The following is a 13,886-nucleotide window of genomic DNA, read 5'->3' as shown; positions in this document are numbered from 1 at the left end:
ATGAACTGAATGTAAAGGAGACGGCAATGCATACCTATGAACAGGCGCTTCAACAAGCGAAGGAATTTATTCTGGAGCATGATGATTACCTGATCGTATCGCATGTACAGCCGGACGGAGACGCAGTCAGCTCCACCGTAACGGTGGGCTGGCTTCTCTCATGTCTGGGGAAGAAATTTACCATGCTGAATGAGGGACCTATTCCTAAACGCATGGATTTTTTATGGCATGCCGATGAGATTATGGATATGAGTCAACAACCGCCAGAACGGAAATACAACCGAATCATTTGTGTAGATTGTGCGGATTACCGTCGTGTTGGTTTGACAGAGCAGTTTTTTACGGAAGATGCCATTATTCTGAATATTGATCATCATCCAACGAACGACGCTTATGGTGCAATTAATGTGATTAAGTCAGATGCTGCGGCAACAGCGGAAATTCTTTTTGATTTATTGGAAAAGTTTGCAGTAACTTGGGATGTAGAAGTAGCAACAGCTGTATATACAGGGTTGTTAACGGATACGGGAGGCTTCCGCTACTCCAACACTTCACCGAAAGTGATGTCTACGGTATCGCAACTACTTGCTTATGGTGTTGATGGCCCATTTTTGTCCGAGAAATTGCTCGAGGAAATGACATTTCCCCAAATGAAAGTGCTGACCAAAGCATTGCAAACGCTCACGATGTCAGAGGATGGTAAAGTTGCTTGGGTCGTTGTAACACCTGATGATATGACGGAATGCGGTGCTGTAAATGAGGACTTGGAAGGTATCGTGAATTATCCAAGAAATATTCGTGGGGTTGAAGTAGGCATTTTCTTTAAAGTTATTAATGATCAAGCGACCAAGGCAAGTTTGAGATCGGCAGGGAACGTTGATGTAGCTGCGCTCGCTCAATCGTTCGGGGGCGGTGGTCATGTACGTGCGGCTGGCTGTCGGCTAGAGGGTAAGCTGGAAGATATCATTGAGACCGTTGTAGGGCGGGTGAAGTCTGAGCTATGAACCCAATAAAGAAGGGACAGGCAACTTGGGAAGGTGTTCTACCTGTCTATAAACCTGCTGGATTTACCTCTCACGATGTCGTGGCCAAGGCTCGCCGTTTATTGGGGATGAAGCGAATCGGACATACTGGGACGCTAGATCCGCAGGTAACTGGTGTTCTGCCCTTGTGTCTGGGACGCGCCACCCGAGTGGTGGAGTATATGCAAGAGCGGCCCAAGGAATACCGGGCTACACTGCGCTTAGGCATTGCCACTGATACCGAAGACCTGACTGGGACAATTACAGAAGAGAGCGAACGTCCGGTTGAGGTTACCGAAATGGAAGCCAAAGCGGTTCTGGAACGTTTCGTTGGTACGATCTCCCAAGTCCCACCCATGTACTCTGCTCTCAAAATAGATGGAAAACGTCTATACGAGCTGGCTCGAGAAGGCAAAACTGTGGAGCGTAAAAGCCGTGAAGTGAGCATTTATGAGCTGGAAATGACAGGATTTGCGAAGATGGGGCCGCATGTGGATATTTCTTTTCGTGCTTTGTGCTCCAAAGGTACTTATATCCGTACACTATGTGTTGATATTGGCCGTGAATTGGGATATCCTTCAACAATGGTTAAGCTGGAGCGAACGATGTCTGCGGGAATTTCTGCGGAACATTGTTTAACATTCGAAGAAATTGAGCGCTATGTAGCCGATGGTAGCCTGGGTGAGCGGCTTATCGCAACCGATAAAGCGATTGACTATATGCCTGAGCATACAGTGGCTGAAGCTAAGGCAGCTGCAGCTCTGCAAGGCCAACGCCTGTCGCTGAGTATGATTACACCACCAGTGACAGACAACCAACCTTTCCGATTATATAAAGAGGATAAAACGTTTTTAGGCATATATGGACGGGATGAATCAGGTGCAATCGCCCCAATTAAAGTTTTTTTAAGTTTATAGAATTTATAAAATTACAGTGGAGCTGAACCATTCTATAAACGCCAGAAATTTTTCCCAAGGCACGGCCTGGCTTCCGTGAAATTATGCTGATAGACGTTTTTCACCTTGAATTGTGCTATAATTTTTGACGAAGTTAGTCAAATGATGTGAAATGCAGGTGAATGAATATGATTACCGTATCGTTATCTTATCCTTTGAGTGATGAGTTATTGCAGCAATGGGGACGTCCACAAGTCACGGCGATCGGCCAGTTCGACGGCCTTCATCTGGGACATGCAAGCGTAATACGTAAGGCTGTCGCGCTCGCTCATGAACAGAATGTGCCAGTATCTGTCATGACATTTCACCCTCATCCGAAGGAAGTCATGAAAAAAGGCGATTATGAAGGTTATTTAACACCGCTTGCGGATAAGCAGACTATTCTGTCCGATATGGGTGTGGATGTACTTTATATTTTAAGTTTTAACGAAGAGTTTTCCAAGGTTAGCCCGGAGGCTTTTATAACAGACGTGCTGCTTCCATTACAAATTCGAACGGCGGTAGTAGGTTTTGATTTTAGGTTTGGCCACCGGGGAGCCGGGCATGAGGATACGCTTCGGAAGCTGGGAGGGGAGCTGATGTCTGTTTACACTGTACCACCGTTCGAACTGGATGGGGATAAGGTAAGCAGCTCCGGCATTCGCCGTGCTTTACAGACGGGGGATTTAGCACATGCGTCGCGCTGGTTGGGACGCCCTTATCGTATCCAGGGTACTGTGATGGATGGAGAGAAGCGCGGACGCACAATTGGTTTTCCGACAGCTAATCTCAAGCTGGATGATTCATATGTCATTCCAGTTAAGGGTGTGTACGCTGTACGGGCGCTCGTGGGCGATCATTGGATAAATGGTGTAATGAATGTAGGAGTTAAGCCTACGTTTCATGAAGGTGTGCTGAATCCGTCGTTTGAGGTACATCTTTTTGATTTTAATCAACAAATTTATGGGGAGCCTGTGCTTGTTGAGCTTCACCATTACATCCGTCCTGAACGCAAATTCTCTTCAGTGGATGAGCTGATCAGCCAAATTGGCAATGACGCACAAACGGCTAAAAAGCTGTTGGGCTAATTTATTTACATAAGACAGGCGCTGTGTTATACTGACTTATGTTGTGTAAACAACGATGAACCTTAGCTTGGTTGTCCGCTTTCACCGGCGGTTACGAGGCTAATGGCGATTATAATGAAGGAGGTGAACAGGATGGCATTGACTCAAGAGCGTAAACAGCAATTGATCGAGGAGTACAAAACTCATGAATCCGATACAGGATCACCTGAGGTACAAATCGCTATCCTTACTGAAAACATCGTCAACTTGCAAAGTCACTTTCGTTCGCACAAGAAAGACCATCACTCCCGCCGCGGGTTGTTGAAAATGGTCGGTCAGCGTCGTAAACTTTTGGCTTACCTGAAGAAGACTGATGTTAAACGTTACAGTGCGTTGATCGAGCGTCTCGGACTGCGTCGTTAATTTTCAGACATGTAATGAGAAAAGAAGCCTGGTTGTTCACCGCTTGTCCCTGCTAAGGCGACGGCGGACAGCAGCCGGGTTCTTTTTTGAAATGAGGAATCTTTTTTTGAATTACATATCCTATTTTGTCTGTGAGCTTCTTATGAATAAGACCTGCGCAGGAAATACTGGATGTGTATAGAACTTTTACAATGAAATGAAATGGAGGGATACCATGGAGCAACGCGTAGAAATGCAACTCGGCGGAAGAAAGCTGGTGCTTGAAACAGGACGTCTTGCAAAACAAGCCAATGCGGCAGTTAAGGTGAGTTACGGAGAAACAGTTGTGCTGTGTACTGTGACCGCTTCCCGTGAACCGAAAGATTTGGACTTTTTTCCGCTGACCGTGAACTATGAGGAAAGATTGTATGCTGTGGGGAAAATTCCTGGCGGATTTATTAAGCGTGAAGGACGCCCGAGTCAAAAGGCGATTTTATCCAGTCGTTTGACAGACCGTCCAATTCGCCCATTGTTCCCTGAAGGTTTCCGTAATGATGTGCAGGTGTTAAACCTAGTCATGAGTGTTGATCAGGATTGTGAACCTGAAATTGCAGCCATGATTGGAACCTCGGCAGCACTCAGTATTTCGGATGTTCCTTTTAACGGTCCAATTGGCGGGGTTGCTGTAGGTCGTGTAAACGGACAATTTGTAATTAATCCAGATATTGCACAGCAGAACGCGAGCGATCTGTATCTCGTTGTAGCTGGAACAAAAGATGCCATTATGATGGTAGAAGCAGAAGGCGATGAGATTCCAGAGGAAGTTATGCTCGAAGCTATTATGTTCGGACATGATGAAATTAAGAACATTGTGGCAGTTATTGAACAATTGGTGCAAGTAGCAGGTAAAGAGAAAATGCAGGTTAAGCTGCATGCTGTTGATGAAAAAGTGAACAGTGAAGTACGTGCTTATGCAGCTGATCGTTTGGTGGAAGCTGTTAAAATTGCAGAAAAACATGCCCGTCAAGAGGCGATTGATGCCGTTAATGAAGAGACCGTTGCCCATTTTGAAGCACAATACATAGAGACACCTGAGCTTTTGAGTGATGTGAGCGAAGTTCTCTATGATATCGTTAAGGAAGAAGTCCGTCGTCTGATTACGCATGATAAAGTGCGTCCTGATGGTCGTAAGCTTGACGAAATTCGTCCAATTGAAAGTGACACTAGCATTTTGCCGCGTACGCACGGTTCAGGCTTATTTACACGCGGGCAAACGCAGGCGCTTAGCGTTTGTACTCTTGGTGCTCTAGGGGATGTACAAATTCTAGACGGTATTGATCTGGAAGAAACCAAACGCTTCATGCATCATTACAATTTCCCTCCATTCAGCGTAGGTGAGGCTCGTCCTTTGCGCGCGCCAGGTCGTCGTGAAATCGGACATGGTGCTCTTGGTGAGCGTGCGCTTTCCAAAGTAATTCCTTCCGAAACTGAATTTCCGTACACGATCCGTCTGGTTTCCGAAGTACTGGAATCGAATGGATCGACCTCACAAGCTAGTATTTGTGCAAGCACACTGGCTATGATGGATGCAGGTGTACCGATTAAAGCTCCAGTTGCAGGTGTGGCCATGGGATTGATTAAGGATGGAGATCATGTTTCCGTACTGACAGATATCCAAGGTATGGAAGATCATCTGGGCGATATGGACTTTAAAGTTGCTGGTACAGCGGAAGGCGTAACTGCCATTCAAATGGATATTAAAATTGACGGTATTGACCGCAATATTTTACAGGATGCGCTCAAGCAAGCCAGAGAAGGACGTTTGTTCATTCTTGGCAAAATGATGGAAGCGATCCAGAAGCCACGTGAGCAATTGTCTCCGTACGCTCCAAAAATTATGACAATGCACATTAACCCGGACAAAATCCGTGATGTTATTGGAGCTGGTGGTAAAATCATCAACAAGATCATCGAAGAAACCGGCGTGAAAATCGATATTGAACAAGATGGTCGTGTGTTCATCGCTTCTACAAATCAAGAGATGAATGAGAAGGCGCGTTCCATTATTGAAGGTATCGTAAAAGAAGTCGTGGTCGGCGAGATTTACATCGGTACAGTCAAACGAATTGAAAAATTCGGCGCATTTGTTGAAATTTTACCGGGTAAAGATGGTCTGGTTCATATTTCTCAACTGTCTACTGAGCGTGTAGCCAAAGTTGAAGATGTCATTGCTATTGGTGATACGATTACGGTGAAAGTAACTGAAATCGATCAGCAAGGTCGCGTCAATTTGTCCCGTAAGGCAGTACTGACGGCTGAAGCTCCTGCTAAGCCCTAGGTTGTGAGACCGCGAACTACTGTAATAGGGAGTCTATACGTTTGTACAGAATAAGGGATTTGAATAGCATAAATTAAGCTTTTGGAAAGAGGCAGAGCTACGTTTCTGGCTCTTTTTTCATACATATGCACAAGCTGCACCCAAGTGGGCTTCTATAGCTTACTACGTCATAGTTCTTGTCCTCCCCGCATACAATGTGGACAAACGAGCGGGAGGATGAAGGAATGATGAGTAGGGTGAAACGAGCGGTGTGGGTGGTAGCCACTTTAGCCGTCACACTGGTAATCGGGCAGTTTAGCGGGGTTCGTGACTACGCTAGTCAATTACGCAATGGAAACGCTACAGGAGCCGAAGAGCTTGAAGCTACACCCACGATGGCGGTGGCAGCTTTGCCTGATAATGCGCTTATGCAGCGACTAAGGACAGAAGCAGCACGTCAGCGGAGAGAACCAGTTGATGCCAAGGTCGACAGGGTATGGAAGGCTATTCCAGGTTATAACGGACTGGAGGTCGATTTGGATGCTACCTATCGCAAAGCCATTGCAGCTCCAGATCGGCCTATTCAATATGTATATCGCCAATTGGCACCCAAAATACATTTAAATCAACTGGGGAATGTCCCAATTTACAGGGGCAATTCTGAAAAACCGATGGTATCCTTCATGATCAATGTAGCATGGGGGAATGAGTTTATCGTGCCTATACTGAATACATTGGATCAGGAGAAGGTTAAGGCTACATTTTTTCTTGATGGAAGTTGGCTGAAGAAAAATCCTGAACTTGCCAAGGAAATTCAAAGAAGAGGGCATGAGCTTTCGAATCATGCTTATTCTCATCCCAATATGAGTCGTTTGAGCCGAGCCAGAGCCGTACAAGAAATCGAAAAGACGGAAATGCTTCTTCAAGAAACTCTGGGTGTCAAAAATAATTGGTTTGCCCCTCCATCGGGGGATTTTAATCAACAAACAGTGGATATAGCCGCAGAGCATGGACTCAAAACTGTGTTGTGGACATTGGACACCGTAGATTGGAAACATCCGTCACCGGAATCGGTGGTTCATAAAATCAACAGCAAGGTTGAGTCAGGCTCCCTGATATTGATGCACCCAACAGATTCTTCGGCTGCTGCTCTCAAAGGTATGATTCATGCCATTCGTAGTAAAGGACTTGTGCTTGGAACTGTCAGTCAGACGCTTTCCCCTGATCGGCAGCTACCAGCTCCGGTTGAGTGAACGTCTTTTTTCTGTTAGGATTGAACATTATGGCAAAGTATGCAATTCAGTTTAGGAGGGCCAAGCGTGGAAAGAATTCAACTCAAAAACGGCCTAAGAGTGGTCATCGAAAAAATTCCAACCGTGCGTTCTGTTTCTTTCGGCATCTGGGTTAAAACCGGTTCCCGGAACGAAACACCGGACAATAGCGGTATTTCTCATTTTATTGAACACATGCTTTTCAAAGGAACAGAGCGTTTTAGTGCTAAGGAAATCGCTGAGCAATTCGATGCCATCGGAGGAAATGTTAATGCTTTCACTTCGAAGGAATATACGTGCTATTATGCGAAAGTGCTAGATGAGCATCTACCGATCGCAGTCGATGTACTGTCTGATATGTTCTTTAATTCCAAATTGGATCAGGAAGAGCTCGCAAGAGAGAAAAATGTGATTTTGGAGGAAATCTCCATGTACGAGGACACACCGGATGATATGGTGCACGATCTTGTATCTCGGGCGGCCTATGGCGAACACCCACTGGCTTATCCGATTCTCGGAACCGAAGATCACCTGCTAGCTATGGATAGCTCACATCTCAGCCATTATATGAAGGAGCACTATACAATCGACACTACAGTTATCAGTGTAGCTGGTAATGTTGACGATCGTCTTGTAGAATTGCTGGAGCAACATTTTGGGCATTTCGATAATCACGGAACCGTTTCGCCACTGACAGTACCTGCGTTTAACGGTCAGCTCTTGTACCATGAGAAAGCAACGGAGCAGAATCATATTTGTCTATCTCTGCCTGGATTTGCAATAGGCGACGATCTCCAGTATGCTATGGTTTTGCTGAATAACGCTATCGGCGGGGGCATGAGCTCACGTTTATTTCAGGAAATTCGTGAAAAACGCGGACTGGCTTATTCGGTCTATTCCTATCATAGCTCCCATGCCGATAGTGGAATGTTCACAATCTATGCAGGTACCGCTCCTAAGCAAACAAAGGATGTGCTCGATTTGACGCTGGAGCTGTTACGAGATGTGGCTATCTATAGTTTGGACGATAATGAGCTTCGTAAAGGCAAGGAGCAGCTAAAAGGAAGTCTGATCTTAAGCCTTGAGAGTACGGGTAGCCGGATGAACCGTCTTGGAAAAAATGAGTTAATGTTGGGTCAGCATTATACGCTGGATCAAATGATCGAACACATCGAACAAGTGACGGCTGATGATGTGAACAAAGTGCTGGATCGGATGTTTTCGGAGCCGTTTGCTCTGTCAATGGTCGGAGCGAGCGATTCAGCGGTTAAGGATATGAGGAGGGACTATTTTGTTAACTTACGTTGAAATTAACAGACTCGGGGGCAATGAAGATATTGAGCTCCCCCGCAAAATGTCAGAGCTTGCATCGGGATTTGACTTGTATGCAGCAGTACAGGAGGATTTGGTTCTGGAACCTGGCAAACGTTGTCTCATTCCAACTGGATTTGCAATAGCTATGCCAGCAGGATTAGAGGCACAAATCCGTCCGCGTAGTGGACTGGCTCTCAAGCATGGTATTACTTGTCTTAACACGCCTGGAACGATTGATGCAGATTATCGTGGAGAGATTAAGGTGCTTCTTATCAATTTAGGCGAGGAACCGTTCACCATTACGCGCAATGAGCGAATTGCACAAATGGTATTTCAGGTTGTGCCTGAGGTGAAGTTAAAACAAGTAGACCATTTGTCTGAAACTGTACGCGGTGCTGGAGGCTTTGGTCATACAGGACGCTGAGTCTACGGTTCACTTGCATGCAGTGTAATACAATTGTCCATTTTGTAGGAAGCTTCAATATTACTCGCTTAAGAGTAAGCATACACATAAAAGTCGTTCCGTAGAGGGGCGGCTTTTTTTGTGTTTTTTCACCCCTTCCCGGGCATCTGCATAGAATAAAAGCATATCGTGTCTCGGAAAGGAGTGATCCGGATGCTAACAGGAATGCGCATCGTTGTTTTGGGTGGCGATGCGAGGCAGCTTGAGGTAATCCGCAAATGTGTCGACATGGATGCTACTGTCACTGTGGTCGGCTTTGACAAGCTCGAAGTACCACTCAAAGGAGTCACATTAGAGCCATTGTCTGTCAAGCTGCTGGAATCGTCAGATGCACTGATTCTGCCAGTGGTGGGATGCGATGAGGAAGGCAACGTGAATGCACTTTTCGGAGCACAAAAGCTCCAGTTTCTGAATGAGCATGCTGCTGCTCTTCCACCGCATTGCGTTGTATATACAGGGATGGCGCGAGCGTACTTAAAAGAAATTTGTACCAGGCATGAATTGAAGCTGGTTGAGCTGCTGGAGAGAGATGATGTGGCCATATACAATTCTATACCTACGGCTGAAGGCGCACTGATGATGGCAATTCAGCATACTGATTTTACGATCCATGGTGCAGATTGTATGGTTCTAGGCATGGGACGGACTGGATTTACCATGGCAAGGGCACTACAGGGGTTGGGAGCCAAAGTGAAAGTTGGAGTACGGCGGGCGGAGGATGCAGCGAGAGCCGTGGAGATGGGTTGGAAGCCTTTTATGACAAGGGATTTAGCGAATGAGACAAAGGGAGTTGACTTGATTTTTAATACGATACCCTCTATGATTATCACAGCGCAAATTCTGTCTAAATTGCCACTGAGTACCGTGATTATAGATCTTGCTTCCGCCCCAGGCGGTTGTGATTTCCGGTATGCGGAAAAGCGTGGAATTACGGCTATGCTTGCCCCCGGTCTTCCCGGTATTGTTGCTCCCAAAACTGCTGGTACCATTATAGCGAATACGCTGGTGCAGTTGTTAATGGAAGATAATCCTGATCGGGGGGATGCACAATGAGTTGGCAAGGGAAAACGGTAGGTTATGCTATTACAGGCTCACATTGCACATTTGAAGAGGTAATGCCTGTTATACAGCGCTTTGTTGATGAGGGTGCGAAGGTCGTTCCCATTATATCCAATACCGTACTAACAACGGATACTCGCTTCGGTACTTCGCAAAGTTGGCAAAAACAGTTGAAAGATATAACAGGGAATGATATCATTTCTACAATTGTGGAGGCTGAGCCACTGGGACCCTCCCAAATGCTCGATGTGCTGGTGATTGCACCTTTGACGGGGAATTCGATGAGCAAGTTAGCAAATGCGATGACGGACAGTCCGGTTTTGATGGCTGCCAAGGCGCAATTACGCAACGGCCGTCCACTTCTTTTAGCCATATCTACTAATGATGGACTTGGTCTAAATGCTGCCAATATCGCCAAGTTACTAGTAGCCAAGAACATCTTTTTTGTGCCGTTCGGACAGGATAATCCAGTTAAAAAGCCGAACTCGCTTGTAGCCAATATGGAATTGATTCCGGAGGCTGCCTATGAAGCATTGCAGGGCAGGCAGATTCAGCCGATGATTGTGGAACGCAAGACCCCATGAAGTACTATAATTAACTGCTGAGCATCCCTCGCCTAGAAGATGATTCGATAATCCATCGGGTCTAATTTCTTGTTGGCGGTGGATGCTTTCAGAATAAAAAATGGTTTTTTAGTCGAGAAGGGGAGATACACCAGATGAGCAATAGAAAGTTTAATGTAGCTGTCGTTGGAGCGACAGGCGCTGTAGGGGAACAGATCGTAAATCTGCTGGAAAAACGCGATTTTCCTGTGGACAAAATCAAATTTCTTTCTTCGCCTCGTTCTGCCGGCACGTTAATTAGCTTTAAAGGTCAGCAGATTCCAGTAGAGATTGCTACCCCCGACAGCTTTGAAGGAATCGACATTGCTTTGTTTAGTGCAGGCGGAGACGTGAGTAAGGAACTGGCGCCGCATGCTGTTCGTCATGGGGCAGTTTGCATTGACAACACCAACGCATTCCGAATGGAACCGACAGCTCCTCTTGTAGTACCTGAGGTGAACAGCGACAAAATTGCCGAGCATCAGGGAATTATCGCGAACCCGAACTGCTCCACCATTCAGATGGTAGCTGCTTTGAAACCATTATATGATCAGTATGGCATTTCTCGTATCATAGTATCCACGTACCAGGCCGTTTCCGGCGCTGGAAGCCGTGCTATTGATGAATTGAATCGTCAAAGCGCAGCCATTCTTAACGGTGATGAAGTTCAGCCAGATCTGCTGCCGGTAGGTTCGTTGCCAGTAAAGCATCAGATTGCTTTCAATGCTATTCCGCAAATTGATAAATTCCAGGATAATGGTTATACACTGGAAGAAATGAAAATGGTACGCGAAACGAAAAAAATACTAGGTGACGATTCTGTAGACGTAACGGCAACGTGCGTTCGTATTCCTGTTGTATATGGTCACTCGGAATCTGTCTATGTAGAGCTTAAAAATGATTATGATCTAGAAGAAGTTCGTAATCTGCTGGCTTCCGCACCTGGAGTGTCGCTGGTAGACGATCCTACTGCCCAGCTTTATCCGTTGGCATCCGAAGCTGCAGGAAAACCTGACGTATTCGTAGGGCGTGTACGTCGTGATTTGGGCAATAGCCGTGGATTGAATTTGTGGGTCGTATCCGACAATCTGCTCAAGGGAGCGGCATGGAACGCGGTGCAAATCGCGGAAATTATTGCTGCAAAGGCGGAGTAACGTTCCTAAAGCAGGGAGTAATATGGGGGAAAAATAATGGGTATTTTGGTGCAAAAATTTGGGGGAACCTCGCTGTCCACACCTGAAGCGCGTCAACTTGTGCTGGCACATGTGAAGCGGGAGCTGGAGCAAAATCTTCGATTGGTTGTTGTTGTGTCGGCCATGGGGAGAAAAGGAGAGCCCTATGCAACGGACACGCTGCTGGATTGGGCGGCTTCTAACGGTGACAGTCTTCCTAAGCGCGAGCGGGATTTACTGCTGTGCTGTGGTGAAATCATTTCTGCCGCTACGTTATGCAGCCTGATGGAGAAGGAAGGTATTCCTGCTACGGTGCTAACTGGAGCACAGGCAGGCTTTATTACGGATGATCAATATGGCAATGCTCGCATTTTGGATATCAAGCCAGACCGGATTGTGGAAGAGCTGAACCAAGGCAGAGTTGTCATTGTGACAGGTTTTCAGGGACAAACTGCTGATGGTGATATGACTACCCTTGGTCGGGGAGGCAGCGATACGTCAGCTACGGCGCTGGGGGCTGCTCTACATGCAGATATGGTGGATATTTATACAGATGTGAATGGTATATTAACCGCTGATCCGCGTATTGTGGAAAATGCGAAGCCGCTTGCACATGTTAGCTATACAGAAATTTGTAATATGGCTCATCAGGGAGCCAAGGTGATCCATCCTCGTGCTGTTGAAATCGCCATGCAGGCGAATATTCCGGTACGGGTTCGCTCAACCTTCTCCGAAGGAGAGGGGACGTTGGTTACCCACCCAGAAGGCTTTAAAGACGTGCAGGCAGATATCGTAGACCGTTTCGTGACCGGTATTGCGTATGTCGGCAATGTTACTCAAATTACTGTTGAATTAAAGTCAGGTTTGGAGCACTTGCAATTACAAGTGTTCAAATCTATGGCTGAACATGGAATCAGCGTTGATTTTATTAACGTAACTCCATCAGGGGCGGTTTATACCGTATTTGATAATGATGGAAGCAAAGCGGTTGAAGTACTTAACGGTTTAGGACTAGAGCCTAAGATACTGGCCGGATGTGCTAAAGTTTCGGTCATAGGCGGTGGTATCAACGGGGTACCAGGTATTATGGCGACAATTGTGGAGGCATTGACAGAATCAGACGTACAGATCCTTCAATCGGCAGATTCCAACACCACGATCTGGGTACTTGTTAAAAAGGAAGATATGGTGCAGGCTGTACGCGCATTGCATAATAAATTTGAACTCCATCAATAGGCGCATTGTCCGTGCTCGGACTTGCAAAAAAAGGAGGCAGCATGGTGAACTTCGGCAGATTGATTACCGCAATGGTGACACCTTTTGATCAGCAAGGAGAGATTGACTGGACTGCATTGTCCTCGTTGATTGATTACTTAATAGAAGAACAGCATTCAGAGTCACTTGTTGTATCTGGAACAACAGGGGAGTCTCCTACCCTGAGCGATGATGAAAAAATTAAGTTGTTTGCATTTGTTGTAGAAAAAGCAGCTGGGCGATGTAAAATTATTGCCGGGACGGGAAGCAATAATACACGTCATTCCATCCATCTCACCCGTGCTGCGGAGCAGGCGGGAGCAGACGGTGTGCTGCTGGTAGTGCCATATTATAATAAACCGAATCAGGAAGGGATGTATCAGCATTTCAAAAGTATTGCAAACTCCACATCCCTTCCAGCTATACTGTATAATGTTCCAAGCCGTACCGGAGCCAGCCTAACAGCTGAAACGACACTGCGACTTGCACAAATTCCGAACATTGTAGGAACCAAAGAATGTGCATCACTTGCACAGGTCACACAGATTGCAGCGTCAGCACCAGAAGGCTTTCTGGTTTATTCCGGGGATGATGCATCCGGACTGCCAGCCATGGCTGTAGGTGCTTATGGCATTATCAGCGTAGCGAGCCACGTGGTAGGTGCAGAAATGAAGCGGATGTTGGATTCATTTGTAGGGGGACGCGCGCAGGAGGCAGCCAAACTGCATCAGCAGTTGTTCCCAATTTTTAAGGGCATGTTCGGCTGTCCTCATCCTCTACCTAATCCGGTGGCTGTAAAGTATGCATTAGAATTACGAGGGATTAAGGTAGGTTCAGTTCGGTTGCCGCTTATTCCTCCTACCGAAGATGAAGCGAAGTTTATTAAGAATTTATTTACCCGCTAAAAAGAAATAGCTGTAAGATGTTTACAAATATAAGGAGTACCCTTGTTAAGGGCAGTCGGTAGGTGCAACACCGACTCGGTTATTGTCTGACAAGGTCCTCTGG

Annotated in this window: 13 protein-coding genes; all 13 read left to right on the top strand. The window is 46.3% G+C overall.

Going from position 1 to position 13,886, the window contains the following annotated elements:
- The first annotated feature begins 26 nt into the window (after positions 1 to 26).
- Positions 27 to 1,004 (top strand): DHH family phosphoesterase, encoded by a 978-nt coding sequence (locus G7035_RS24890; RefSeq protein WP_016820982.1) that lies wholly within the window; start codon positions 27 to 29, stop codon positions 1,002 to 1,004.
- Positions 1,001 to 1,939 (top strand): tRNA pseudouridine(55) synthase TruB, encoded by a 939-nt coding sequence (truB, locus tag G7035_RS24885; protein ID WP_016820983.1) that lies wholly within the window; start codon positions 1,001 to 1,003, stop codon positions 1,937 to 1,939. The genes G7035_RS24890 and truB overlap by 4 nt, the downstream gene beginning before the upstream one ends.
- 167 nt (positions 1,940 to 2,106) lie before the next feature.
- A complete protein-coding gene (locus G7035_RS24880) occupies positions 2,107 to 3,045 on the top strand; it encodes a bifunctional riboflavin kinase/FAD synthetase (protein ID WP_016820984.1) in 939 nt (312 codons plus the stop codon).
- A 132-nt stretch (positions 3,046 to 3,177) separates the two neighbouring features.
- Positions 3,178 to 3,447 (top strand): 30S ribosomal protein S15, encoded by a 270-nt coding sequence (gene rpsO, locus G7035_RS24875; protein ID WP_007430074.1) that lies wholly within the window; start codon positions 3,178 to 3,180, stop codon positions 3,445 to 3,447.
- A 214-nt stretch (positions 3,448 to 3,661) separates the two neighbouring features.
- Positions 3,662 to 5,764, top strand: coding sequence for a polyribonucleotide nucleotidyltransferase (pnp, locus tag G7035_RS24870; protein ID WP_019687003.1), 2,103 nt, complete (start codon positions 3,662 to 3,664; stop codon positions 5,762 to 5,764).
- 224 nt (positions 5,765 to 5,988) lie between these two features.
- Positions 5,989 to 6,996 carry a polysaccharide deacetylase family protein gene (locus tag G7035_RS24865; RefSeq protein WP_019687004.1) on the top strand — a complete coding sequence of 336 codons (1,008 nt, stop codon included), beginning with the start codon at positions 5,989 to 5,991 and terminating at the stop codon, positions 6,994 to 6,996.
- 66 nt (positions 6,997 to 7,062) lie between these two features.
- The gene (locus tag G7035_RS24860) at positions 7,063 to 8,322 is read left to right on the top strand and encodes a M16 family metallopeptidase (protein WP_019687005.1); all 1,260 of its coding nucleotides are present in this window, start codon (positions 7,063 to 7,065) and stop codon (positions 8,320 to 8,322) included.
- Complete coding sequence (dut, locus tag G7035_RS24855; protein ID WP_019687006.1) at positions 8,306 to 8,752, top strand: dUTP diphosphatase; 447 nt, start codon at positions 8,306 to 8,308, stop codon at positions 8,750 to 8,752. The genes G7035_RS24860 and dut overlap by 17 nt, the downstream gene beginning before the upstream one ends.
- Positions 8,753 to 8,944: 192 nt before the next feature.
- The gene (gene dpsA / locus G7035_RS24850; RefSeq protein ID WP_016820989.1) at positions 8,945 to 9,844 is read left to right on the top strand and encodes a dipicolinate synthase subunit DpsA; all 900 of its coding nucleotides are present in this window, start codon (positions 8,945 to 8,947) and stop codon (positions 9,842 to 9,844) included.
- The gene (locus tag G7035_RS24845) at positions 9,841 to 10,434 is read left to right on the top strand and encodes a dipicolinate synthase subunit B (RefSeq protein WP_016820990.1); all 594 of its coding nucleotides are present in this window, start codon (positions 9,841 to 9,843) and stop codon (positions 10,432 to 10,434) included. The genes dpsA and G7035_RS24845 overlap by 4 nt, the downstream gene beginning before the upstream one ends.
- Before the next feature lie 134 nt (positions 10,435 to 10,568).
- Positions 10,569 to 11,606: an aspartate-semialdehyde dehydrogenase gene (locus G7035_RS24840; RefSeq protein ID WP_019687007.1), complete on the top strand. Its 1,038-nt coding sequence runs from the start codon at positions 10,569 to 10,571 to the stop codon at positions 11,604 to 11,606.
- 36 nt (positions 11,607 to 11,642) lie between these two features.
- Positions 11,643 to 12,860: an aspartate kinase gene (gene dapG / locus G7035_RS24835; RefSeq protein ID WP_016820992.1), complete on the top strand. Its 1,218-nt coding sequence runs from the start codon at positions 11,643 to 11,645 to the stop codon at positions 12,858 to 12,860.
- Positions 12,861 to 12,901: 41 nt separating this feature from the next.
- Positions 12,902 to 13,783, top strand: coding sequence for a 4-hydroxy-tetrahydrodipicolinate synthase (gene dapA / locus G7035_RS24830; protein ID WP_016820993.1), 882 nt, complete (start codon positions 12,902 to 12,904; stop codon positions 13,781 to 13,783).
- Positions 13,784 to 13,886: the final 103 nt, after the last annotated feature.

The sequence above is a fragment of the Paenibacillus polymyxa genome (assembly GCF_015710975.1).
GTDB classification, from domain to species: domain Bacteria; phylum Bacillota; class Bacilli; order Paenibacillales; family Paenibacillaceae; genus Paenibacillus; species Paenibacillus polymyxa.
The sequence above is the reverse complement of the archived record's forward strand: the minus strand, read 5'-3'. Positions and strand labels throughout refer to the sequence as shown.